This window comes from Paenibacillus larvae subsp. larvae (genome assembly GCF_002003265.1).
GTDB lineage: Bacteria > Bacillota > Bacilli > Paenibacillales > NBRC-103111 > Paenibacillus_H > Paenibacillus_H larvae.
Map to the genome: position 1 here is coordinate 609022 of NZ_CP019687.1, position 21859 is coordinate 630880.

Sequence of the window (21859 nt, forward strand, 5' to 3'; positions counted from 1 at the left end):
GCTTTCCCGCGAAACTGAGTCAATATAGAACCTAGCCTAAAAATAAAAAGCGATTTACGATACAGAGACTTACGGGTATAATTATAAATAAAACGGTTACATGTTAGGATGGTGTGGGTTTGGCTGCTACAATATATATTGGTCTAGGAATCGTTGATGTACTGGCGGTTATGGCTTTTATGCTAAAACTATACAGGATTCCTTTTAAACTATATATGAAAAAAATATTTATGACGGCGTTAGTTATAGCTTTGATATCTTATTTGATAAGAGTGGTTTGGGGGGTACCATTATTGGATTTCCCCATTCAAGTTATAGCATTTATTCTTTTTCTAAGATACGGTTTGAAGATAAGATTTTTTTATTCATCTCTCATAGTAAGCACGGGCATGACCGGTTATATAATTCTTCAGCTTTTGATACTGTACATTTTTATTGCTACGGGTAATGCTACAGATGCCGTTGCTTTACAAAATCAAGAGATTGGAATCCAGACTATCCAAGCAATATCAATTATCGCAGCTCTGCTGATAGCGTGCTTATTAAAATTATTCAATCAAGGATTTTCATTCATTATCGAACCGCCTCATGAATTTAGTATCAAAGAAGAATACATAAAAGGAACAAATAGACCATTGTTCTTCACAGCATTAATAGCTTTAGTCGTTTTGTCCGTAGCTTTAATGATGGTCTATCATTTTTATACCATTATTTTAATAACATCTGCTCTAATAAGCTTTGTATCATCTTATTATTTTTCATACCGTAAGGATGTAAGTTATGATTGAGGTCATATCAAAGCGATTGGCGAGAAAAATAAAAGATGGATATCCAGGTGGAAACATAGATGTTATGGCCTATGAAATTGGTCGTGTTTTAAATCATTACGGAATAATAGCGTTTACGTGCTTAATAGGTTGGCTAAGTGGAGAGTTTTTTAAATCCCTATTGGCAATGTTTAGTTTTGCTTTAATCAGAAGATTCTCCGGTGGCTTACACTTGAATTTAACAACCTGCACAATTGTTTCTGTCACGTTGTTCTGTACTGTGCCATTCATTCAATTAGATGCTGAAATTTCTTTGTTATTAAATACTCTATCAACATTGCTATTTTTATTCTTTTCGCCTAACTCATATGGAGGGATGTCTAAAGACTTAGCCTGGAAACGAAAATCCAAAATCATTTCTGTGTTAATAGTTTCATCAAATTTTTTCATTAACTCTACTATCCTTTCTCTCATATTTATTACTCAAGGCCTTCTGATACTTCCATTGAAAGGGGGTGAATCAAGATGAAGAAAAAATTATCAGCATTCTTAGCCCACCATTTAGAAAAGCGGGCTAAAAAAAATGCACAAAAAGAAAAAGTATTCTTAGGTTCTCAACCATTGCCAAAAGAATTAAAACGACCGAAGCAGTGATGTAGTGTGCATACAAAAATACTAGGAGTAAGAGTTGTCGGCGATAACATTACCGCAGATACTGGGTTTTTCAGCATAGAAGATGTGTTCTTTGTAGATTTATTTACTCCAAAAAAGAATTACCGGGTACCGCGGTTCCATACTTCCAAAGGAGTATTTACAGTTTTTCTAACTTTGGAAGTCTGCAAAAAAGCTTTTGGGGAAAATTTAGTACAATTAGATTCTGGAAATCTTGTCAACATAAGTAGAATAAGATTTGTTGAGGAAACATCATTTTCCTTGACTGCCTATTTTGACAATGGGGTTACGGCTAATATATCTAGGAATAAACGAAATAAAGTTGCCCATTTGATAAAACCCTGATGCTTTCTAATCAGGGTTTTAAAATACATAAAAAACTTAATTTGTCAAGAAAAATCGAGGCTAGTCTCAATTTATAGGCTTCTTTCGTCATGTTTCGACAAAATACAAATTTAGGATGAGTTATAGTTATTTTGTAAGTTATTAATTTCACGAGAGTAAATGAGGTGGTAAAGAATAATGCACTTAATAAAATTCATGTTCCTAAATAAATACAACAAAGGCGGTGGCAAATTATATGAGCAAGAGGTGGGAAAAAGAGGTCAAAAAGGAGAGTTGTCCAAATAGTGTGAAGAAATTTTTAGAACCGTCAATTCAAACGCGTATTTATCAGTTGAATGAAGAATATGAACAGAATAGCGTTTCAGTTCTGAAATTCGAGAAAAGCTTTAAGGAGCTTATGAAATATATTCCTGAAAATGAAGTAAAAAATTATTTATATCTTGAGGACCTATTTCACTCTAAATCTGAATTGATTGAATTTGCTTACAGAGCAGCAGTGGATGACATTTTAATGATTTTATAATATATAAAACCAACCCGTCTTTATACTGGGTTGGTTTTGTTACATATGCAGAATCTTAATGATTTGATTTAACTTCTTCATGTCCCGTGGCACACATTTATTACTTTCCCAATTTTGAATTGTCTTTTTATCCACTTTAATTTGTGCTGCTAATTCCTCTTTAGTTAGTCCATGATAGTATCTTGCTTTGCGCACCTTGTCCCCGAATGTAGAGTCTGGCATTTTCTCAAACATGCCAAGATAGGAAATGGGCACTTCAAGTACAGATGACAAAAGCTTTAATGTTCTAAGGGAAGCTTTATTATTGTGTTTTTCTAACATAAGAATTGTAGTTGAAGAAATACCAATTGAGTTTGACAATTCCTCGATAGTCATCTTTTTTAAATGTCTGCAACGTCTTAGTCTCTGTCCGGTTGTTTTATCAAGAAGTAAATATCTATTGTAGTTGCCTTCAAAGCTAAATTCCCTTTCTATGATTGTATCAAGGTTGTTATTTTCACGGACAGGGATTCATGGAAGCGGCCAAAATAAACTGGGAGGGAAAAGTACAAGAGCCCCGCACGCGTCCAATAGTTACTTTCTGGTCTTCTAGAGGTTGTCTCAGAACCTCTAAAACCTGCCTCGAGAACTCGGGCAATTCATCAAGATATAAAACTCCCCTGTGTGAAAGACTGACTTCTCCCGGTTTTGGAATAATTCCTCCTCCAATTAAACCGGCCGGGGATATGGTATGGTGAGGAGAACGGAAAGGCCTTGACCGGATAAACAGCTTCCGGTCCGACAATTTTCCCGAAGCACTGTAGATTTTTGTCACCTCAATCGCTTCCTCATTCGACATACCCGGCAGGATGGAGGGCAGTCTGCGGGCAAGCATACTTTTCCCCGTACCTGGAGGACCTATCAATAGAATGTTGTGCATCCCGGCAGCCGCTATCATAAGAGCACGTTTTACATGATGCTGTCCACGGACATCTATATAATCCTCATGCATTACCTGCCTATGGTTCGGAGTGGGCAGGGAAAGGCCTTTCACCACGGATATTCGGGATAAATCCCCAAGTTGTTTAAGTGTTTTTAAAGGCAAAATTTCCATTCCATCAATTAAAGAAGCTTCTTCGGCATTTTGCTCGGGGAGAATGATCCGCGTGAAGCCTTTTTCCTTTGCGGCATAAGTCATGGATAGGACACCCGGTACCGGCCTTAATGTGCCGTCAAGTGCAAGTTCGCCAAGGAATAAGCTTTGTCCGGCCTTCTCTAGCTTGATTTGACCGCTTGTCAGTAAAATTCCCGCTGCTATGGCCAGGTCAAAGGCAGAACCTTCTTTTCTTAAATCAGCAGGCGCTAAATTGATAGTAATTCGTTCTAAAGGAAAGGTAAAAGAACAGTTTTTTAAAGCGGCTCTTACCCGGTCTGCAGATTCCCTTATGGATGAATCGGGTAATCCGACCAACTGCATCATAGGCAGGCCGTTGGAAAGATCCACTTCAACTTCAATCATTTTACCTTCAATGCCAAATAAGCAGGCGCTGTTTATTTTTCTTAGTATTCATTATATCATAAAGAAAGTATCAATTAAAACAGCTCTTCTTTTCTTGTATTCGTATATTTAGGCATAAAATCGAGCAATGTAAATAGTGTACGGAAGGGATAGGGGGAGCTGAAGAGCTTAGGAGGTTATAATGACAGAAGCAGCAGAAAGAAAAAAACACTCAACATGGGGGATTTCTTCTTTTATCCTCACTTTCGTGCTGGGTATTGCGGTATTTGCCGTCTTTATGGGACTGGTGTCTGCTGGAGTTGAGGCCGTTCCTGGACTTAAGGAACGATTGAATCAAGCCGGTTATGTGCTTACAGATCAGGATATGAATGAGGTACTGGCTGTAATTAAGGGAGAGACCACCCTATTGCGCGCTCTTTTGTTTATCTTTATCGGACAGATTGCGGCATTGGGTATGGGACTTTACAATATGTTTGAAAAAGACCGCAAAAAACTGTTTGGCATTTTGGGTATCATTTTTAGCCTTTTTGGTATTTTTGTGTACATCAGTATCCGTACAGCAATTGCAGGTGTATAGGTCATAAGATAACGAAAGGATGGAAGACACTATGCTGAATCAACCGTATTTTTGTCCGAACTGCCGGTCTAATCGTGTGAAATTTAACGTGATAACCAGTTATTTGCAAAAATTTTTAAAAGATGCAGTTTCCGGGGAAATCAGAGAATTCCATGACCCTGAACAAATACCCGAAGAAGAGCCAATGATTCAGTGTCAGGTTTGCCAATTTACGGGAAATGAACAAAGGTTTGTGAAACAGGCAGAGAGACAGCCGCGTACTGTCACAATAACAAATCCAACCTACATTTAGGACAGGACAAAAGCGCATGTTTCCTTTTCGGAAACGGCGCTTTTTTCATGCCTTTTTTATTTCCGAAGCAATTAGAAAAAACGGGGAATTTTGCAAAAAAAGAGGAAAGTGTCGAATGAACGTGTTACAATGGGAAAAGATTGAAAAATTTTGCGCTTGGGCGGAAGGGATTTTCTTCCTCTTCATCGAATATTTTATGGGTTGAATCAATTTCATCAAACAACTGGTGAGCGTTTTAATAAAGAGATATAGTTAAATGGTTCAGATTTATCTATATCTTGTACCCGTTCGGATGGAAATCTGAAATTGATTCGGTTGTGCGAAAAAAAACCATTAGCCGTTTCGTACACTTGTTCAGACACACTACTTATAGGAGGATTTTGCAAATGAATATCCATGAGTATCAAGGCAAAGAAGTCCTTAGGCAATATGGAGTCAGCGTTCCGCAGGGTAAAGTTGCGTTTTCCCCGGAAGAAGCGGTAGAAGCGGCGAAAGCTTTAGGCACTCCGGTCGTTGTAATTAAAGCACAAATTCATGCTGGAGGACGCGGTAAGGCCGGGGGCGTAAAAATAGCGAAAAACCTGGATGAGGTTCGTACATATGCGGGTGAGCTCCTGGGCAAGGTCCTGGTTACTCACCAAACGGGTCCGGAAGGTAAAGAAGTAAAGAGACTGCTGATCGAGCAGGGCTGCGACATTAAAAAAGAATATTATGTCGGAGTTGTGGTTGACCGTGGTACCGGTCGGATCGTGATGATGGCTTCCGAAGAAGGCGGAACCGAAATTGAAGAAGTAGCGGCTAAAACCCCTGAAAAAATCTTTAAGGAGGTTGTGGACCCGGCTATAGGTTTACAGCCTTTCCAAGCACGCAAACTTGCATATGCCGTTCATATTCCGGACGAGCTTGTCAATAAAGCGGTTAAATTTATGATGGCACTTTATGATGCTTTTGTGGACAAAGACTGCTCCATTGCTGAAATCAACCCGCTTGTAGTAACAGGCGACGGTAACGTGATGGCATTGGATGCTAAGCTGAATTTTGATTCTAATGCGCTTTACCAACATAAAGATATACTTGAACTTCGTGATCTGGATGAGGAAGATGAGAAGGAAATTCAAGCTTCCAAATTCGACCTTAGCTATATAGCCCTTGACGGGAACATCGGTTGTATGGTGAACGGTGCCGGGCTTGCTATGTCTACTATGGATATCATCAAACATTATGGTGGAGATCCGGCCAACTTCCTTGATGTAGGCGGCGGAGCAACTAAAGAGAAGGTAACAGAAGCATTCAAAATCATTTTGTCTGATGAGAAGGTTAAAGGTGTATTCATTAATATATTTGGCGGAATTATGCGCTGTGATGTAATTGCCAAGGGTGTTGTAGCGGCAGTTAAAGAACTGGGATTAGACCGTCCTCTGGTAGTGCGTCTGGAAGGGACCAATGTGGAGCTTGGCCAACAGATTCTAAATGAATCCGGGCTGAACATTGTGGCAGCTGATTCCATGGCGGACGGGGCACAAAAAATTGTTTCCCTTGTACAGTAATGAACGGGTTAGTTAAGGCTGATCATGTAAAATCTATAGGGGATGTGAAATAAATCATGAGTATTTTAATTCATAATGATACAAAAGTGATGACCCAGAATATGACAGGGAAAACCGGGATGTTCCATACTAAAGGCGGACTTGATTACGGGACTCAAATGGTCTGCGGAGTCACCCCCGGCAAAGGCGGGACCAAGGTTAACTTCACTTTAGAAGATGGTAATGTAAAAACATTGCCTGTATATAATACGGTCCAGGAAGCAAAAGAAGCTACGGGTGCAACTGTATCCGTAATATATGTTCCTCCTGCTTTTGCCGCAGACTCTATTATGGAAGCGGTTGACGCGGATCTGGATCTTGTTATCTGTATTACCGAAGGAATTCCGGTTCTGGATATGATTAAAGTAAAACGGTTTATGGAAGGCAAAAAGACACGCCTGATCGGACCTAACTGTCCGGGAGTAATTACTCCGGGAGAATGTAAAATCGGTATTATGCCGGGATATATTCATGCGCCGGGACATGTAGGAGTTGTATCCCGTTCGGGAACATTGACTTATGAGGCTGTGCATCAGCTTACAACCCGTGGAATCGGGCAATCCACAGCTGTCGGTATAGGCGGTGACCCGGTAAAAGGTTCTGAATTTATAGATATTCTAACTTTATTTAATGAGGACCCTGATACTTATGCTGTTATTATGATTGGTGAAATTGGTGGAACAGCTGAAGAGGAAGCCGCAGAGTGGATTAAGGCTAATATGAAAAAACCGGTTGTCGGTTTTATTGGCGGGCAAACCGCTCCTCCGGGAAAACGGATGGGCCACGCAGGAGCCATCATTTCGGGAGGAAAAGGAACAGCTGCAGAGAAAATTGCAACTATGGAAGCCTGCGGCATCCGCGTAGCCCCGACTCCATCGGAAATGGGATCCACTTTGGTTCGTGTACTTGAGGAAAAAGGCCTGCTTGATGCGTCTGTAACCGTTAAAAAGTAAATATGTTGGCCCTGCCGTTTTCTCTTGATAAGGTAAGCAACCTTTCATTATCCTTCGGGACAATGAAAGGTTTTTTTTATATAGGACATATATATAAGAAGGGATGCGAAACAAAATCGATAAGCGTTTGATGTTAATTGCTTTGAATGAAACGCCGGGAATCGGGATGAAACAATAGCTATGCTGCATCAAAAACTGGATGATTTAACCGTTTTACAAACCTGCACACAAAAGGAGTTAATTCAATTAGGATTAACAGAAAAACAGGCTTCCTCCTTTTTAGCAATACAAAATAAGGGAATAATAGATAAGCGCTTGGCGTTCTATGAAAAACAGGATATCCAGATCCTGACCGTAGCGGATCCTGATTATCCCAACATGTTGAAACAGATATATCAGCCCCCTTGGGTACTGTATGCAATCGGGGATCTTTCTATTTTAGGGCTTCCTATGATAGGAATTGTCGGAACAAGAAAGCCAACTCCGTATGGCAAAAAGGTTACGGAGCAATTGGCCGCATCACTCGTGCAACGGGGAATAGGAATTGTTAGCGGAATGGCCCGGGGAATTGACAGCAGTGCTCATAGGGGAGCACTTCAGGTAAAAGGGAAAACCGTTGCTGTTTTGGGCGGGCCCGCAGATAAGATTTATCCTCCGGAAAACGGCCAGTTATACAGGCAGATTGCAGAAAGCGGCCTGATTCTATCAGAGGTACCCGTCGGGACTCCTATTCATCCGGGATGTTTTCCTTTGCGCAATAGAATTATCTCTGGAATCAGTTTAGGCATTGTAGTAGTAGAGGCTGCTGAACAAAGCGGATCTCTGATCACAGTTGACCGGGCTTTGGAACAGGGCAGGGACGTCTTTGCCGTTCCAGGACCCATATATTCAGCCAAAAGTAAGGGAACACTTAATTTAATCAAGGAGGGCTGCAAGATGTTCACATGCACCGAAGATATCCTGGAAGAATATTAGCACAGGCGTGATCTCTTTACAGCTTTTTCGGAGAAGGGCAAGCCTTCCCAAGCAGAAAGAAAATTGAATGCTGACGAAGAACTTATCTACGGATTACTATCAGATGAACCAAAGTCGATTGACTGGTTAAGCGAACAAAGTGAATTTAAATTTGGACATTTGTATTCAGTTCTGTTATCCTTGCTAATGAAAAATAAGATTGCCCAATTACCAGGTTCAGTATATGTACGAATGTAAGGGGCAATTTCTTACCGGCAATTTGCATAAATCCCTGAAAAGGCTTTTGATGATTGTTTTAATTACAATTTTACGTTTCAATCGAATTATGCAAAATTCTAATATATGTAAGTGCAAAGATGGCCGTGAGGGGAGGAAATACGATCTATGGCGGATAATTTAGTGATTGTGGAGTCACCGGCAAAAGCCAAAACGATTGGCAAATATTTAGGAAGTAAATACATCGTTAAAGCCTCAATGGGCCATATTCGCGATTTGCCGAAGAGCCAGATCGGAGTAGACGTAGAACATAATTTTGAACCCAAATATATCACCATCCGTGGAAAAGGTTCTGTTCTTAAAGAATTGAAGGACGCCAGCAAAAAAGTAAAAAAAGTGTATCTGGCAGCGGACCCGGATCGCGAAGGGGAAGCCATTGCCTGGCATCTGGCGCATTATTTGGACCTTGGTGAGAAGGAAAGCTGTCGGGTCGTTTTTAATGAAATTACAAAACAGTCGGTAAAGGATGCATTCAAAACACCCCGCAAGATTAATCAGGATCTGGTGAATGCCCAACAGGCAAGACGGATTCTCGACCGCCTAGTCGGGTATAAAATCAGTCCTTTGCTATGGAAAAAAGTAAAAAAGGGATTATCTGCAGGACGAGTACAATCTGTTGCGGTTAAGCTGGTGATTGACAGGGAGAACGAGATTAAAGCTTTTATCCCGGAAGAATACTGGTCTATCACCGCTAAGCTCGGAACGGATAAGAATATATTCGAGGCCAAGTTTCACAGTGTAAATGGGGAAAAGAAAGAGCTTCACTCTGAAAAGGATGTTAAGGCTATTTTAGACCAAATTGGAGAGAACGCTTTTATTGTCAGAGATGTCAAGAAAAAAGACCGTTTTCGGAACCCGTCGCCTCCTTTTATTACCAGTTCATTACAGCAGGAAGCAGCACGTAAGCTTAACTTCCGGGCGGCCAAAACGATGTCGGTAGCGCAGCAGCTTTATGAGGGGATTGATTTGGGCAAGGAAGGCACTGTTGGATTAATTACCTATATGCGTACCGATTCCACCAGGATTTCACCCTTGGCACAGGAAGAGGCCAAGGAATTCATTATAGGGAAATACGGGGAAGATTATGTACCGGAGACGCCCCGGGTTTATACGAAGAAGAACTCGAATACCCAAGATGCCCATGAAGGTATACGCCCTTCTTCGGTACTACGGGAACCGGATCAAATTAAACCGTATTTAAGCAGGGATCAATACCGCCTGTATAAACTGATTTGGGAACGTTTCGTTGCGAGCCAGATGGCTTCGGCTGTGTTAGATACTATGACGGTGGATCTGCATGCGGGAAAGGTGATTTTCCGCGCTGTTGGTTCAAAAGTCAAATTCCCGGGCTTTATGAAAGTGTATATAGAAGGAAACGACGATGAAACTACGGAAGAAGACAAACTGCTTCCGGCACTGGAAGAGGGAGACAAAGTCAATAAGAGAGAGATTGAACCGAAACAGCATTTTACCCAGCCGCCGCCACGTTACACAGAGGCCAGACTGGTACGTACACTGGAGGAACTCGGCATAGGAAGGCCAAGCACATATGCACCGACTCTGGAGACAATACAGAAGCGGGGATACGTGGCTATCGAAGAAAAAAAGTTTGTTCCTACAGAGCTGGGTGAATTGATCATACAGCAGATGGAAGAGTTTTTTCCTGAAATTTTGGATGTCGAATTTACCGCCCACATGGAAGAAGACCTCGACCATGTTGAAGAGGGTGAGGAAGACTGGGTAAAAGTGCTTGAATCCTTTTATGGCACATTCGAGAAAAGGCTGGAAGTAGCCGAAGAAGAAATGAAGGAAATTGAGATTCAAGATGAAGTTTCAGATGAAATATGTGAAAAATGCGGGCGTCCGCTGGTATATAAAATGGGCAGATTCGGCAAGTTTCTGGCTTGCTCAGGATTTCCGGAATGCCGAAATACGAAACCGATAGTAAAAGATACCGGAGTAACTTGCCCGAACTGCAAGCAGGGGAAGATCGTAGAGCGGAGGAGTAAAAAAGGACGTATATTCTATGGGTGTGACCGTTATCCTGAATGTGATTTTGTTTCCTGGGATAAACCTTCCGTCAAACCATGTCCGGTGTGCAATTCCCTGATGGTGGAAAAGAAATCGAAAAACGGTATTACTCTGCAGTGTACAGAATGCGGACATAAAGAGGAAGCCGAGGAAGAAGCAAATGAGTAGAGGTGCATGTTAGTGTCTGAACAACCTAGAGTAACCGTTATTGGAGCAGGATTGGCCGGCAGTGAAGCCGCTTGGCAAATAGCAAGCAGCGGAGTGCCGGTGACCCTTTATGAGATGCGGCCGGTTCGGAAAACGCCGGCCCATATTACAGATAAATTTGCGGAGCTTGTATGCAGTAATTCTTTACGTGCAAATTCCCTTACCAACGCAGTGGGGGTCTTGAAACAGGAAATGCGGGAGATGGGGTCACTGATCATGTCAAGTGCGGATAAACACGCAGTTCCGGCAGGAGGGGCACTGGCTGTTGACCGCGATGGCTTTTCAGGTGAAATCACATCTACACTTCACAATCATCCGCTGATTGAAGTAAGGAATGAAGAATTGCAGGAGATTCCGGATGGGATAACTGTAGTAGCTTCGGGCCCCCTTACTTCACCCGGATTATCCGAGCGGCTTCGTTCGTTAATGGGAGAAGAATACCTGTACTTCTATGACGCAGCGGCACCGATTGTAGAGAAAGACTCTATCGATATGAGCAAGGTATATCTGGCATCCCGTTATGACAAAGGGGAGGCGGCTTATCTCAACTGCCCCATGACGGAGGAAGAATTCGATGCTTTCCACGAGGCTTTGACGGAGGCAGAGGTGGCGCCGATTAAAGATTTTGAGAAAGAAATCTATTTTGAAGGCTGCATGCCTATTGAAGTGATGATGAAACGGGGAAAGCAAACGGCTCTTTACGGCCCCATGAAACCGGTTGGACTTATTAATCCTCACACCGGGAAACTGCCATATGCGGTTGTACAGCTTCGCCAAGATAATGCTGCAGGAACTTTGTATAATCTTGTTGGTTTTCAAACCCACTTGAAGTGGGGAGAGCAAAAACGGGTCTTTTCTATGATTCCCGGCCTGGAGAATGCAGAGTTTGTCCGGTATGGGGTTATGCACCGGAATACGTTTATCAATTCGCCTAAATTGTTGGAACCGACATACCAGTTCAAACATAGACCTTCCTTATTTTTTGCCGGTCAAATGACCGGGGTGGAGGGTTACGTTGAATCGGCCGCTTCCGGTTTGATTGCAGGCATCAACGCAGCACGACTTGCAAAAGGAGAATCCTGTCTGACGTTCCCGAGGGAAACTGCCTTGGGCGGAATGGCCCATTATATAACAACTGCCGATTCTAAGCATTTTCAGCCTATGAATGCTAATTTTGGTTTATTCCCTCCGCTTCCGGAAAGAATTAAAAATAAGAAAGAAAAGAATGAAAAACTGGCTAAGCGGGCACTTGAGACAATTCAGAATTTTTCGAAGAATCTTGCCTGTTCTTCTTGTAAGTAAATCAGCCGCTATGTTACCATTATGTTGTTTAGAGTTAAATAAGCAGATACAAACGGTCAATGAGAAGTATCTGGAGCAAGAAGCAGCAACAACACGATTTTGTTTTGCTGCTGTTTCTTATTTCTCACCCGTTCTAAAAAATGGATTCATAAAGGAATAGAGATGAGAGGTGAACCTGATGAATATGAGTTTTCACGCGACGACTATTTTCGCTATGCGCCGTGACGGTGAGGGGGCAATTGCCGGTGACGGACAGGTAACTTTTGGCGAGAATATGATCATGAAGCAAACAGCTAAAAAGGTCAGAAGATTATATCGAGGTAAAGTGATAGCGGGATTTGCCGGTTCTGTGGCAGATGCGATTACCTTATTTGAAAAGTTTGAGGGTAAACTGGAAGAGCATCATGGAAATCTTCAGCGCGCAGCTGTTGAACTTGCCAAAGACTGGCGTTCTGACCGTGTGCTGCGAAAACTTGAAGCGATGCTGATTGTCATGGATACGTCGGGCCTTCTTCTTATATCAGGAAACGGAGAGATTATTGAACCGGACGACGGGATTATAGCAATCGGTTCAGGCGGAAGCTTTGCATTATCAGCAGGGAGAGCCCTCGCGAAATATGCCCCGCAAATGAGTGCCAAGGATATCGCAAAAGCTTCACTGGAGATGGCGGCTGACATTTGTGTTTATACCAACCATAATATTATAGTCGAGGAACTGTAGCAGCCTTGCTTTTGGCTTTATCATTTTGGCGGGTTGTCCTAATGCGTCTGTGATGATGGGTGAAAGGCACCAGGGAAGAAGTCAAGCCGGCGGCATAGAACTGCAATGCTGCATTTTCTATTATGCTATATATATAATAGCCTTTTTCAGATACAAGGAGGGTTTTACGTTGACTAACAGTGCTCTTACTCCAAGAGAAATCGTTAAAGAATTGGACCGGTATATCGTTGGGCAAAAAGAAGCGAAAAAATCCGTAGCCGTTGCACTGCGCAACCGGTACCGCCGCAGTTTGCTGGATGAATCCATGAAGGATGAGATTGTTCCCAAAAACATTCTGATGATCGGGCCAACCGGAGTAGGGAAAACGGAAATTGCTCGCAGGCTGGCTAAATTAGTTAAGGCTCCATTTGTAAAAATTGAAGCGACCAAATTTACGGAAGTCGGTTATGTGGGAAGAGATGTGGAATCAATGGTCCGGGATTTGGTGGAAACATCAATTCGAATGGTCAAAGCGGAAAAAACAGAAAAACTGAAGGACCGGGCAGAACAGCTGGCCAATGACAGATTGGTTTCGATCCTGGTTCCCAGCCCCAAAAGCTCAAAGGGTCAGAGGAACCCGCTGGAAATGTTTTTTTCATCCCAACAGCATCAGGAAGAGGATGAAGAAAAGAAGGATTCGGGTCTTGCTGAACGCCGTTTAGAAATGAAAGAGAAACTTCTGCGTGGGGAATTGGAAGATACCATGGTAGAAGTTGAGGTAGAAGACAACGCCCCTTCCATGCTTGATATGCTTGCTGGCCAGGGCAATGAACAAATGGGCATGAATATGCAGGAGATGTTTGGTAATCTTATGCCTAAGAGGACAAAAAGACGGAAGCTCACCGTTAAAGAAGCCCGCAAGATTTTGACTCATGAAGAAGCGCAAAAGTTAATGGACATGGATGAGGTCGTCCAGGAGTCCATAGAACGTGCTGAGCAGTCCGGCATCATCTTTATTGATGAGATTGACAAAATTGCCAGTACAGGCCGCGGAAACGGTCCCGACGTGTCTCGTGAGGGTGTACAAAGAGATATATTGCCTATCGTTGAAGGATCAACAATTATGACCAAATACGGCCCTGTAAAAACCGATTATATTCTGTTTGTGGCTGCAGGAGCTTTCCATATTGCCAAACCGTCGGATCTGATCCCGGAATTGCAAGGACGTTTTCCTATCAGAGTGGAGCTCAACAATTTGACACTGGACGATTTTGTGCTTATACTCAAAGAGCCCAAAAATGCACTAACGAAACAATATGTCGCTTTATTGGAAACAGAAGGGATTACAGTTGAATTCTCCCAGAAGGCTATCGAGGAGATTGCCCGCATTGCGGTGGAAGTAAATCAAAGTACCGAGAATATAGGAGCAAGAAGATTGCATACGATTTTGGAGAAGCTTCTTGAGGATTTGTCTTTTGAAGCTCCTGAACTGACACTGGAAACCATGCTGATCACGCCCGAATATGTGCGCGAGAAGCTTTCAAATATAGTGGAAAACCGCGACCTAAGTCAATATATTTTGTAAGGCCATCACAGGGTGGTTAGTAGGAGGCAAGGGAATGACATTATTGGGTAAAACGAGAAGACTGAATCGTCTGCTTCAAAAAGAAGCGGGGAATGCCGTGAGTTTTATGTCTATGGCAGATGTACTTCGCGATATTATTCAATCTAACATTTACGTCGTGAGCCGCAAGGGTAAAATTCTTGGTTATGCGACGACAAATGAGTTACCAACATCTCAAATCAATCAGACCGTAGTGGCGGAAAAAAGATTTTCCCCTGAATTTAATGAAGTTTTGTTAAAAGTGGAAGAAACCACCTCGAATGTGGATCACTCCAGCCCATATCAATCTTATACTGAACAGATGGAGATTTTGTCCGAGTATACGTTTTTTACAATAGTTCCCATTGTCGGGGCTGGTGACCGATTAGGGACTTTAGTCCTGGCTCGTATGCAAGGCCCGTTTGTAGATGATGATCTCGTTCTTGCCGAGTATGGGTCTACGGTTGTAGCCATGGAAATTTTACGCGAACGTGCGGAGGAAATTGAGGAAGAAGCCCGGAACAAAGCAGTGGTTCAGGTGGCGATCGGGTCCTTATCCTTTAGCGAGCTTGAGGCCGTTGAGCACATTTTTGAGGAACTGGAAGGAAAAGAAGGTCTGCTAGTAGCCAGTAAAATCGCGGATCGAGTAGGAATTACAAGATCGGTTATCGTCAACGCCCTGCGTAAACTGGAAAGTGCCGGTGTAATAGAAACACGCTCCTTGGGGATGAAAGGAACGTACATCAGAATCTTGAACACCAACCTTCTGGCCGCTATCGATCACACCAAATCCAAACTATAAAGGGAAATCCTGTTAGTTCCCTGTTCATATGAGTATGATCTAAAAGACCTGTATCTTTTTAAAAGATAGGTCTTTTTTCTTATTGTTTAAACGGGCAGAATGAAGCAAAATTTTATTTATACTTTATTAAATTTTTCTTCAAATTGCGACTTAAAAACCAAAATTGTGTCGAAGTAAGAAGGAAAATAAATTTTAGCCGTTGAATATGGAAAATGATTTCTAAAAATGAAGGGGGGGTGAATGATGGATTTTCTGAACAAACCTTCACTATCCCTCATGGAACGTTCATTGGATGCGTCAGCATTAAGACAAAGAGTGATTGCCAACAATGTGGCGAACGTGGATACTCCACAATTTAAACGCTCGGACGTTCTTTTTGAGGAGCTGCTACAGAACGAAATAACCGGATCGGTAAAACCGTTGGAAGGATACCGGACAGACCCGCGCCATTTCAAAATCGGACAGCCGTCTTTGCCTGAAGGGGCGCAAATTTCGACAGATGAGCATACCGCGATGAACAACAACGGAAACAACGTGGATATGGATTATGAAATGGCTCTTATGGCCAAGAACCAGCTCAAATACAACACGTTAGTACAGCAAATGAACGCAGACTTCAAAAAACTGAGAACTGTGATGGAAGGAAGGCGGTAGAAAATGCGGCTAACAAACGGGTTTGATATCAGCAGTAGTGCACTGACAGCTCAAAGGCTCCGGATGGATGTGATTTCCTCCAACATCGCTAATGCGGATAGTACACGCGGCAAGTTTGTAGATGGCAAATGGGTTCCTTACCAGCGCAAAATGGTGGTTGTTGAACCTAAAAATCAGACAAATTTTGCGCAAAATTTACAAAATGCGATGAAAAACGGAACGGGACAAGGTGTGAGAGTGTCGAACATTGTAGGAGACCAGACTCCCTTTAAAAGGGTATATAATCCGGTTCACCCGGACTCTGATGCGGATGGCTATGTATACATGCCAAATGTGGACATCCAAAAAGAAATGGTAGATATGATTTCGGCCACCCGCTCCTACGAAGCGAACGTAACAGCACTTAACGCCACGAAAGGGATGATAACAAAAGCGCTGGAGATCGGGAGATAATCATAAAAGGGAGGATGCGGGATGATTCAAGGTGTTGACACAATATATACGCCGTGGGTGAAACAGGTCCAGGATGTCCAGGACAAAACGAACCCAGCCGGGGCCGCTCAGGCAACCGAAAAGTTCGGCTCTTTTCTGCTGGATGCAATCGACGATTTGAACAAGCAGCAGTTAAGCGTAGATGACATGAACCAGAAATTTGTAAAAGGGGAGATAACGGATATTCATCAGTTAATGGTGGCTTCTGAAAAAGCATCTCTTGGACTTGAACTGGCTGTTCAGGTAAGAAATAAAGCGATCGAAGCTTATCAGGATATCATGAGGATTCAGATTTAATAAGGTGAATCAATTTCATAATATAACTCGGATGGATATCTAAGTTATGAAATTGATTCAGGTGAGTACATAATTAACATTTGGTCGGATGGGGTGACATAGTGAACGAAAAAATCGGCCAATATTGGGGGAGAGTCAAACAATATTGGAACAAATACAGCAAAAAAACGAAAATCACCTTGATCGCAGCCGCTGTGTTCATGATTCTGACCGTCGGGATAATCAGTTACAACTTATCCAAAACTGAATATTCAACCGCATTTACCAATTTGCAGCCGAATGCGGCGGCGGATATCAAGGCTTATCTCGATCAGGAAAAAATCCCGTATAAGCTCAGCGCCGACGGCAAGAGTATCGGGGTTCCGACTGCCCAGGTAGCCGAAGTGAAAATCGCGGTTGAATCAAAAGGACTTAACAAAGGCGGGAATGTAGGATACGGCATATTTGATCAGTCGGGTTCTTTTGGAACGACAGACAATCAGTTTGAAATGCAAAAGCTGAATGCCATGCAAGGCGAGCTGCAGCAGTTGATCAATTCCAACCAGGCGATTGCAAACTCCAAAGTGCTGATCAACATCCCTGAGCAAGGAGTATTCCTTTCGAAAAATGAGGAAAAGGCAAGTGCTTCCGTCGTACTGGAAGTGAAGCAAGGATATACGCTTGATCAAAATCAGATCGATACGATTTATAATCTGGTGTCCCACAGTGTGAAAAATCTGCCACTGGACAATATCACGATAGCTGACCAATTTGGCCAGTATATGGTTCCTTCCAAAGCAGACGGTTCTCCGCAGGGAAGCACGCAAGTCGCTAACCAATTCCAGGTTAAGAAGCAGTTTGAAAGCGACATGCAGCGGAATATTGTGAATCTGCTGGCTCCCATGTACGGGCAAAATAAAGTAGTGGTGAATGTCGTTTCTACCATGAATTTCGATCAAAAGAAAACCAAAGAGCAATTGGTTAGTGCCCCTAATCAAGATGAGCAAAAGGGCCTAGAGATATCGGTCCAGGAATTGCAAAAATCTGCAAGCAGTGACGGGGCAACGGCAGGCGGTGTTGCCGGAAGCGGCACTAACGATGTTCCGGGTTATGAAAGCACTTCAAATTCCGGAAACAGCAAGTCGGAAGAAAACCAGAAAACCGTTAACTATGAAGTGAATAGAATCACAAATGATATTATTCGCGCACCGTATGTTGTGAAGGATTTGAATATAACAGTTGCGATTGACACAAAAAGTGTGAATGGAAACCCCGGAAAAATCGAAAACGCGGAGCTGCTTGAAAATGCCATGAAAGGAATCGTAAAGACGGCACTGGCGGACAGCGGGGTGGAATATGAGCAGGCTGACATTGATAAAAAAGTCACGATTATTCCTAAAGAGCTCCAATCACCAAGCTCAACAACCGCATCCAACTTGAACAATTACCTGCTTTACGGCGGCATTGGACTGGCAGCATTGGCATTAATCGCCGGTACTGTATTTGCCCTTCGCAGGCGCAAGAAAAATCTTCTTGAAGAAGAGGAAGAATACATAACCACCGGCCAGCAGCAGGTGGAATATCCGACAATTGATATTGAAAATGTGACTAATGATAATCAAGTGCGCAAACAGCTTGAAACATTAGCAAAGAAAAAACCGGAAGAGTTTGTGAATTTGCTGCGAACTTGGTTGGTGGATGAATAGAGGTGTGCTTGTTTGGCTAGACCCATGCAGCAGGGTTTGACAGGCAGACAAAAGGCGGCAATCCTTTTAATCAGCCTGGGACCCGAAGTATCCGCTCAGATTTTTAAACATCTTCGTGAGGAAGAAATCGAACAGCTGACACTTGAAATTGCCAATGTCCGGAAAGTAGATGCTTTGGATAAGGAAACAATTCTTTCCGAGTTCCATCAAATTTGCCTGGCGCAGGAATACATTTCCCAAGGCGGGATAGAGTACGCCAAGGATATTCTGGAGAAAGCGTTAGGTTCACAAAAAGCAGTTGACATCATCAGCCGTTTGACTGCGACTTTACAGGTACGACCTTTTGATTTTGCCCGTAAAGCTGATCCGGGACAGATTCTAAACTTTATCCAAAACGAGAACTCGCAAACGATCGCGCTGGTACTTTCTTATTTGCAGCCCGAACAGGCTTCCATCATTTTATCTGCTCTTCCGCAGGAAAAGCAGGCGGATGTCGCTAAACGTGTAGCTTTGATGGATAGTACGTCCCCGGAAGTCATCAGTCAGGTGGAGCGCGTTTTGGAGCAAAAACTGTCAGCAACCGTAACGCAGGACTATACTTCAGCAGGCGGCATTGCATCCATTGTGCAAATCCTAAACGGAGTAGACCGCGGGACGGAAAGAACCATTCTCGATTCGCTCGAGATTCAAGATCCCGAGCTTGCCGAAGAGATCAAGAAACGGATGTTTGTGTTCGAAGATATTGTCAACATCGACAATCCCTCGATTCAGCGTATCATCCGCGATATCGAGAACAGCGATCTTCAGCTTGCGCTTAAGGTTGCAAGTGAAGAATTGCGGGCAACCATTTTCCAGAACATGTCCAAACGGATGGCCGAAACATTCAAGGAGGAAATGGAATTTATGGGACCTGTCCGGCTGCGTGATGTGGAAGAAGCTCAAACCCGTATCGTAGCAACAATTCGCCGTCTGGAAGAGGCTGGTGAAATCATCATCGCCCGCGGTGGAGGAGATGATATTATTGTCTAATTTGATCAAATCGTTACATTACGTGGAATTAGACGATGCTCATACGATTCGTTCTGTACAACCTAAACCTCCTGTATCTGCCGGTGCAGAGGTAGAACCGGGGATGTCTCAGGAGGAAATGCAGGAACTGCATGATACCCAGAAACTTAAAGAAACGATTCTGAAGGATGCCGAACAATACGCGGAGGAGCAAATTCAACAGGCCATGCAGGAATGTGCCGATCTCCGGGAACAAGCAGAACAGGAAATCTCCTCCTGGTGGGAACAGCGAAGATCCGATGATAAAGAGCTGATTGAAGAGCTTAAGGATCAAGGCTATGAAGAAGGGTTCAGGAAAGGAAGTCATGAAGCGCTGGATAAAGTCCGCGAAGAACATGCCGGCATGCTTGCTGAAGCGAGAACCATATTGGAACAATCCTACCAGTTAAAAGAGAGAATCATTCAAGAATCGGAACCTTTTTTGATCGATTTGAGCTGTTCCATAGCCGAGAAGATCATTCAGCATCAACTGACCTTGTCTCCAGAATGGGTCAAAGAAATGATTCAGGGAGTCTTGTCCAGACGGAGGGAGAAAGGAACGATTACCCTTTGCGTATCTCCTAAACATTTCGCTTACATCCAAGATGCGCGGGAAGAACTCCTGACTTCTATCGATTCGCTCGCTGAGCTGGAGATCTTGCCGGACCCTGCGGTAAAAGACCACGGTTGTGTGATACGCTCGACTTTTGGCAGCATTGATGCGCGTATAGATACTCAGCTTAAAGAAATCAAGCATGCCCTGCGTCAGATTTCGATACAGGATGAAGGTGAGGGATCCTGATGCAGCTTCCGTCACCCCAAAAATATATAGAACATTTGCAGCAGCTTGACCCGGTCAGAGTTAACGGGAAAGTAACACAAGTGATCGGTTTAACTGTAGAATCTGAAGGTCCGGATGCCAGTATCGGAGATGTATGTTATATCTATCCTTTAAAATCTGATCAGCCTCTGAAAGCGGAGGTCGTCGGATTCAGGGACAACAAGGTGATTCTAATGCCCCTGGGTGAGCTGGATTCTATAGGTCCCGGCTGTGACGTGGTAGGGACAGGAAAACCGTTAACCGTTCCAGTCGGTCATGAACTGCTCGGCAAAGTCCTGGACGGTCTGGGCCAGCCGCTGGATGGTTCGTTTCTGCCTTCCAGAATGACTCAGTATTCTACTAACAATAGTCCGAACAATCCGCTGCAGCGCCCGAGAGTACTTGAACCTTTGGGTGTAGGAGTCAAGTGCATTGATGGCCTTTTAACAATCGGACGCGGACAACGTGTAGGTATTTTCGCCGGTTCGGGTGTCGGGAAAAGTACCCTCATGGGTATGATCGCCCGCAATACAGAAGCGGATGTAAATGTCATTGCCCTGATTGGCGAGCGCGGACGTGAAGTACTGGATTTCATTGAACGGGATCTGGGTCCGGAAGGGCTTGCGCGTTCCGTTGTGATTGTTGCTACTTCCGACCAGCCGGCCCTCATCCGTATCAAAGGTGCTTTGATAGCTACCAGTATTGCTGAGTATTTCCGTGATCGCGGATTGAATGTCATGCTGATGATGGATTCCGTTACCCGGTTTGCGATGGCCCAGCGGGAAGTTGGACTTGCCGTCGGCGAACCGCCGGCAACCAGGGGATATACGCCTTCGGTATTCGCTTTGCTTCCTAAGCTGCTTGAGCGTTCGGGCAACGGGCCGAAGGGTTCAATTACCGCTTTCTATACCGTCCTGGTTGATGGTGATGATATGAATGAACCTATAGCCGATGCGGTCCGCGGGATATTGGACGGACATATTGTACTTGACAGGAATCTGGCGCACAAAGGCCACTACCCGGCTATCGACGTACTTTCCAGTGTAAGCCGGGTAATGAAGGAAATTGTGTCTGACGAACAACAATCGGCAGCTGATCAGCTTAAGCGCCTTTTGGCTATTTACAGAGATTCGGAAGACCTCATAAATTTGGGGGCGTACCAGAAGGGTTCAAATCCGGACATTGATCTGTCCCTTCAGTATATTGAGTCGATCTGGGAATTCACCAGGCAAAAAACAACGGACAAAGTAACGATCGAACAGGCAAAACAGCAGTTGATTGAGCAATTTTATACGGGATGAGTGAGATGTCATGAAATTTCAATATGCTTTTCAACAAATTGTTGATTTGAAGGAGAATGAACGCTCCCAAGCGGAATGGCATTTATCTGAAGCTATCGGGCTTTTTAATCGGGAACAAAAGAATTTGCTTCATTTGCATGAGAAAAAAAAGGAGCTGCAGGAAAGTATTTTAACATCCAGTGTCGGAAGCGTGCCTGTCTCTGAATTGCAGCTTTTACAGAATTATGTGGCTCACTTAAACGTTCAAATCGAAAAGAAAAATGAAGATGTCCGGCAGGCAGAACAGAAGGTTCAGCTAAAGCAGCATCATCTGAACGAGCGTATGATGGACGAAAAAGTGTGGTCAAAAGCCAAAGAGAAGGCCTATGAGAAATTTAGAGTAACAGCGCTGAAAAAAGAGCAGGAGATGCTTGATGAAATGGCAACCGTACGGCACAAACGAATGTCCTATTAA

25 protein-coding genes and 1 pseudogene are annotated in these 21859 nt (G+C 43.4%); 24 read left to right on the plus strand and 2 right to left on the minus strand.

The annotated features are described in order from the left end of the window. Positions 1-119 precede the first annotated feature (119 nt). The 5 genes from BXP28_RS03420 (at position 120) to BXP28_RS03435 (ending at position 2307) form a co-directional block, all read left to right on the plus strand. Complete coding sequence (locus BXP28_RS03420) at positions 120-788, plus strand: hypothetical protein (protein ID WP_036653977.1); 669 nt, start codon at positions 120-122, stop codon at positions 786-788. Next, positions 781-1296 carry an accessory gene regulator B family protein gene (locus tag BXP28_RS03425; protein WP_036653979.1) on the plus strand — a complete coding sequence of 172 codons (516 nt, stop codon included), beginning with the start codon at positions 781-783 and terminating at the stop codon, positions 1294-1296. Before BXP28_RS03420 ends, BXP28_RS03425 begins: the two co-directional genes overlap by 8 nt. Continuing rightward, the gene (locus tag BXP28_RS23810; RefSeq protein WP_257125663.1) at positions 1293-1421 is read left to right on the plus strand and encodes a hypothetical protein; all 129 of its coding nucleotides are present in this window, start codon (positions 1293-1295) and stop codon (positions 1419-1421) included. The genes BXP28_RS03425 and BXP28_RS23810 overlap by 4 nt, the downstream gene beginning before the upstream one ends. Before the next feature lie 6 nt (positions 1422-1427). Next, on the plus strand, positions 1428-1784 hold the full coding sequence (locus tag BXP28_RS03430; RefSeq protein WP_036653981.1) for a LytTR family transcriptional regulator DNA-binding domain-containing protein: 357 nt from the start codon (positions 1428-1430) through the stop codon (positions 1782-1784). A gap of 235 nt (positions 1785-2019) precedes the next feature. Continuing rightward, on the plus strand, positions 2020-2307 hold the full coding sequence (locus tag BXP28_RS03435; protein WP_152532805.1) for a hypothetical protein: 288 nt from the start codon (positions 2020-2022) through the stop codon (positions 2305-2307). A 39-nt stretch (positions 2308-2346) separates the two neighbouring features. On the opposite strand, the gene BXP28_RS03440 is transcribed toward BXP28_RS03435, so the two are convergent. Both BXP28_RS03440 and BXP28_RS03445 read right to left on the minus strand, forming a co-directional pair. Continuing rightward, a complete protein-coding gene (locus tag BXP28_RS03440) occupies positions 2347-2682 on the minus strand; it encodes a helix-turn-helix domain-containing protein (RefSeq protein ID WP_036653988.1) in 336 nt (111 codons plus the stop codon). A 124-nt stretch (positions 2683-2806) separates the two neighbouring features. Then, a pseudogene (locus BXP28_RS03445) lies at positions 2807-3853 on the minus strand (YifB family Mg chelatase-like AAA ATPase); the annotation flags it as partial. 133 nt (positions 3854-3986) lie between these two features. On the opposite strand from BXP28_RS03445, the gene BXP28_RS03450 reads away from it, so the two are divergent. The 19 genes from BXP28_RS03450 to fliJ all read left to right on the plus strand — a co-directional run bounded on the left by BXP28_RS03450 (position 3987) and on the right by fliJ (position 21859). Then, positions 3987-4382, plus strand: coding sequence for a hypothetical protein (locus BXP28_RS03450; RefSeq protein ID WP_024094299.1), 396 nt, complete (start codon positions 3987-3989; stop codon positions 4380-4382). Between the two features lie 31 nt (positions 4383-4413). After that, the gene (locus tag BXP28_RS03455) at positions 4414-4674 is read left to right on the plus strand and encodes a hypothetical protein (RefSeq protein ID WP_024094298.1); all 261 of its coding nucleotides are present in this window, start codon (positions 4414-4416) and stop codon (positions 4672-4674) included. 386 nt (positions 4675-5060) lie between these two features. Continuing rightward, on the plus strand, positions 5061-6221 hold the full coding sequence (gene sucC, locus BXP28_RS03465; RefSeq protein WP_023484652.1) for an ADP-forming succinate--CoA ligase subunit beta: 1161 nt from the start codon (positions 5061-5063) through the stop codon (positions 6219-6221). A gap of 56 nt (positions 6222-6277) precedes the next feature. Then, a complete protein-coding gene (gene sucD / locus BXP28_RS03470; RefSeq protein WP_023484651.1) occupies positions 6278-7213 on the plus strand; it encodes a succinate--CoA ligase subunit alpha in 936 nt (311 codons plus the stop codon). Between the two features lie 180 nt (positions 7214-7393). Further along, positions 7394-8188: a DNA-processing protein DprA gene (gene dprA / locus BXP28_RS03475; protein ID WP_257125664.1), complete on the plus strand. Its 795-nt coding sequence runs from the start codon at positions 7394-7396 to the stop codon at positions 8186-8188. A 63-nt stretch (positions 8189-8251) separates the two neighbouring features. After that, on the plus strand, positions 8252-8425 hold the full coding sequence (locus BXP28_RS23815; protein ID WP_235430644.1) for a DprA-like winged helix domain-containing protein: 174 nt from the start codon (positions 8252-8254) through the stop codon (positions 8423-8425). A gap of 147 nt (positions 8426-8572) precedes the next feature. After that, a complete protein-coding gene (topA, locus tag BXP28_RS03480; protein WP_023484649.1) occupies positions 8573-10663 on the plus strand; it encodes a type I DNA topoisomerase in 2091 nt (696 codons plus the stop codon). A gap of 12 nt (positions 10664-10675) precedes the next feature. Beyond that, positions 10676-12004: an FADH(2)-oxidizing methylenetetrahydrofolate--tRNA-(uracil(54)-C(5))-methyltransferase TrmFO gene (gene trmFO, locus BXP28_RS03485; protein ID WP_023484648.1), complete on the plus strand. Its 1329-nt coding sequence runs from the start codon at positions 10676-10678 to the stop codon at positions 12002-12004. A gap of 178 nt (positions 12005-12182) precedes the next feature. After that, positions 12183-12725 carry an ATP-dependent protease subunit HslV gene (hslV, locus tag BXP28_RS03490; protein WP_036653992.1) on the plus strand — a complete coding sequence of 181 codons (543 nt, stop codon included), beginning with the start codon at positions 12183-12185 and terminating at the stop codon, positions 12723-12725. Between the two features lie 169 nt (positions 12726-12894). Continuing rightward, the gene (gene hslU / locus BXP28_RS03495) at positions 12895-14289 is read left to right on the plus strand and encodes an ATP-dependent protease ATPase subunit HslU (RefSeq protein ID WP_036653995.1); all 1395 of its coding nucleotides are present in this window, start codon (positions 12895-12897) and stop codon (positions 14287-14289) included. Positions 14290-14323: 34 nt separating this feature from the next. Further along, positions 14324-15109 (plus strand): GTP-sensing pleiotropic transcriptional regulator CodY, encoded by a 786-nt coding sequence (gene codY / locus BXP28_RS03500; RefSeq protein WP_024094289.1) that lies wholly within the window; start codon positions 14324-14326, stop codon positions 15107-15109. A gap of 243 nt (positions 15110-15352) precedes the next feature. Next, positions 15353-15763: a flagellar basal body rod protein FlgB gene (gene flgB / locus BXP28_RS03505; protein WP_036653997.1), complete on the plus strand. Its 411-nt coding sequence runs from the start codon at positions 15353-15355 to the stop codon at positions 15761-15763. 3 nt (positions 15764-15766) lie between these two features. Then, positions 15767-16216 (plus strand): flagellar basal body rod protein FlgC, encoded by a 450-nt coding sequence (flgC, locus tag BXP28_RS03510; protein WP_024094288.1) that lies wholly within the window; start codon positions 15767-15769, stop codon positions 16214-16216. 21 nt (positions 16217-16237) lie between these two features. Then, positions 16238-16552, plus strand: a complete 315-nt coding sequence (fliE, locus tag BXP28_RS03515; RefSeq protein WP_024094287.1) for a flagellar hook-basal body complex protein FliE — start codon at positions 16238-16240, stop codon at positions 16550-16552. A 101-nt stretch (positions 16553-16653) separates the two neighbouring features. After that, entirely contained in the window at positions 16654-18237 is a 1584-nt protein-coding gene (gene fliF / locus BXP28_RS03520; protein ID WP_024094286.1) for a flagellar basal-body MS-ring/collar protein FliF, read from the plus strand. A 24-nt stretch (positions 18238-18261) separates the two neighbouring features. Beyond that, complete coding sequence (fliG, locus tag BXP28_RS03525; RefSeq protein ID WP_023484640.1) at positions 18262-19266, plus strand: flagellar motor switch protein FliG; 1005 nt, start codon at positions 18262-18264, stop codon at positions 19264-19266. Next, positions 19250-20086, plus strand: a complete 837-nt coding sequence (locus BXP28_RS03530) for a FliH/SctL family protein (protein ID WP_235430645.1) — start codon at positions 19250-19252, stop codon at positions 20084-20086. Before fliG ends, BXP28_RS03530 begins: the two co-directional genes overlap by 17 nt. Then, positions 20086-21405, plus strand: a complete 1320-nt coding sequence (fliI, locus tag BXP28_RS03535; RefSeq protein ID WP_023484638.1) for a flagellar protein export ATPase FliI — start codon at positions 20086-20088, stop codon at positions 21403-21405. Before BXP28_RS03530 ends, fliI begins: the two co-directional genes overlap by 1 nt. 10 nt (positions 21406-21415) lie before the next feature. Then, on the plus strand, positions 21416-21859 hold the full coding sequence (fliJ, locus tag BXP28_RS03540) for a flagellar export protein FliJ (RefSeq protein ID WP_023484637.1): 444 nt from the start codon (positions 21416-21418) through the stop codon (positions 21857-21859).

Coding starts and splice junctions, on each gene's coding strand:
- codY (WP_024094289.1), top strand. CDS start 14,324: ATGACATTATTGGGTAAAACGAGAAGACTGAATCGTCTGCTTCAAAAA.
- flgC (WP_024094288.1), top strand. CDS start 15,767: ATGCGGCTAACAAACGGGTTTGATATCAGCAGTAGTGCACTGACAGCT.
- fliE (WP_024094287.1), top strand. CDS start 16,238: ATGATTCAAGGTGTTGACACAATATATACGCCGTGGGTGAAACAGGTC.
- BXP28_RS03435 (WP_152532805.1), top strand. CDS start 2,020: ATGAGCAAGAGGTGGGAAAAAGAGGTCAAAAAGGAGAGTTGTCCAAAT.
- fliI (WP_023484638.1), top strand. CDS start 20,086: ATGCAGCTTCCGTCACCCCAAAAATATATAGAACATTTGCAGCAGCTT.
- topA (WP_023484649.1), top strand. CDS start 8,573: ATGGCGGATAATTTAGTGATTGTGGAGTCACCGGCAAAAGCCAAAACG.
- BXP28_RS03455 (WP_024094298.1), top strand. CDS start 4,414: ATGCTGAATCAACCGTATTTTTGTCCGAACTGCCGGTCTAATCGTGTG.
- BXP28_RS03425 (WP_036653979.1), top strand. CDS start 781: ATGATTGAGGTCATATCAAAGCGATTGGCGAGAAAAATAAAAGATGGA.
- BXP28_RS03440 (WP_036653988.1), bottom strand. CDS start 2,682: ATGACTATCGAGGAATTGTCAAACTCAATTGGTATTTCTTCAACTACA.
- fliJ (WP_023484637.1), top strand. CDS start 21,416: ATGAAATTTCAATATGCTTTTCAACAAATTGTTGATTTGAAGGAGAAT.
- dprA (WP_257125664.1), top strand. CDS start 7,394: ATGCTGCATCAAAAACTGGATGATTTAACCGTTTTACAAACCTGCACA.
- sucC (WP_023484652.1), top strand. CDS start 5,061: ATGAATATCCATGAGTATCAAGGCAAAGAAGTCCTTAGGCAATATGGA.
- BXP28_RS03450 (WP_024094299.1), top strand. CDS start 3,987: ATGACAGAAGCAGCAGAAAGAAAAAAACACTCAACATGGGGGATTTCT.
- fliG (WP_023484640.1), top strand. CDS start 18,262: ATGCAGCAGGGTTTGACAGGCAGACAAAAGGCGGCAATCCTTTTAATC.
- hslV (WP_036653992.1), top strand. CDS start 12,183: ATGAATATGAGTTTTCACGCGACGACTATTTTCGCTATGCGCCGTGAC.
- BXP28_RS23810 (WP_257125663.1), top strand. CDS start 1,293: ATGAAGAAAAAATTATCAGCATTCTTAGCCCACCATTTAGAAAAGCGG.
- sucD (WP_023484651.1), top strand. CDS start 6,278: ATGAGTATTTTAATTCATAATGATACAAAAGTGATGACCCAGAATATG.
- flgB (WP_036653997.1), top strand. CDS start 15,353: ATGGATTTTCTGAACAAACCTTCACTATCCCTCATGGAACGTTCATTG.
- BXP28_RS03530 (WP_235430645.1), top strand. CDS start 19,250: ATGATATTATTGTCTAATTTGATCAAATCGTTACATTACGTGGAATTA.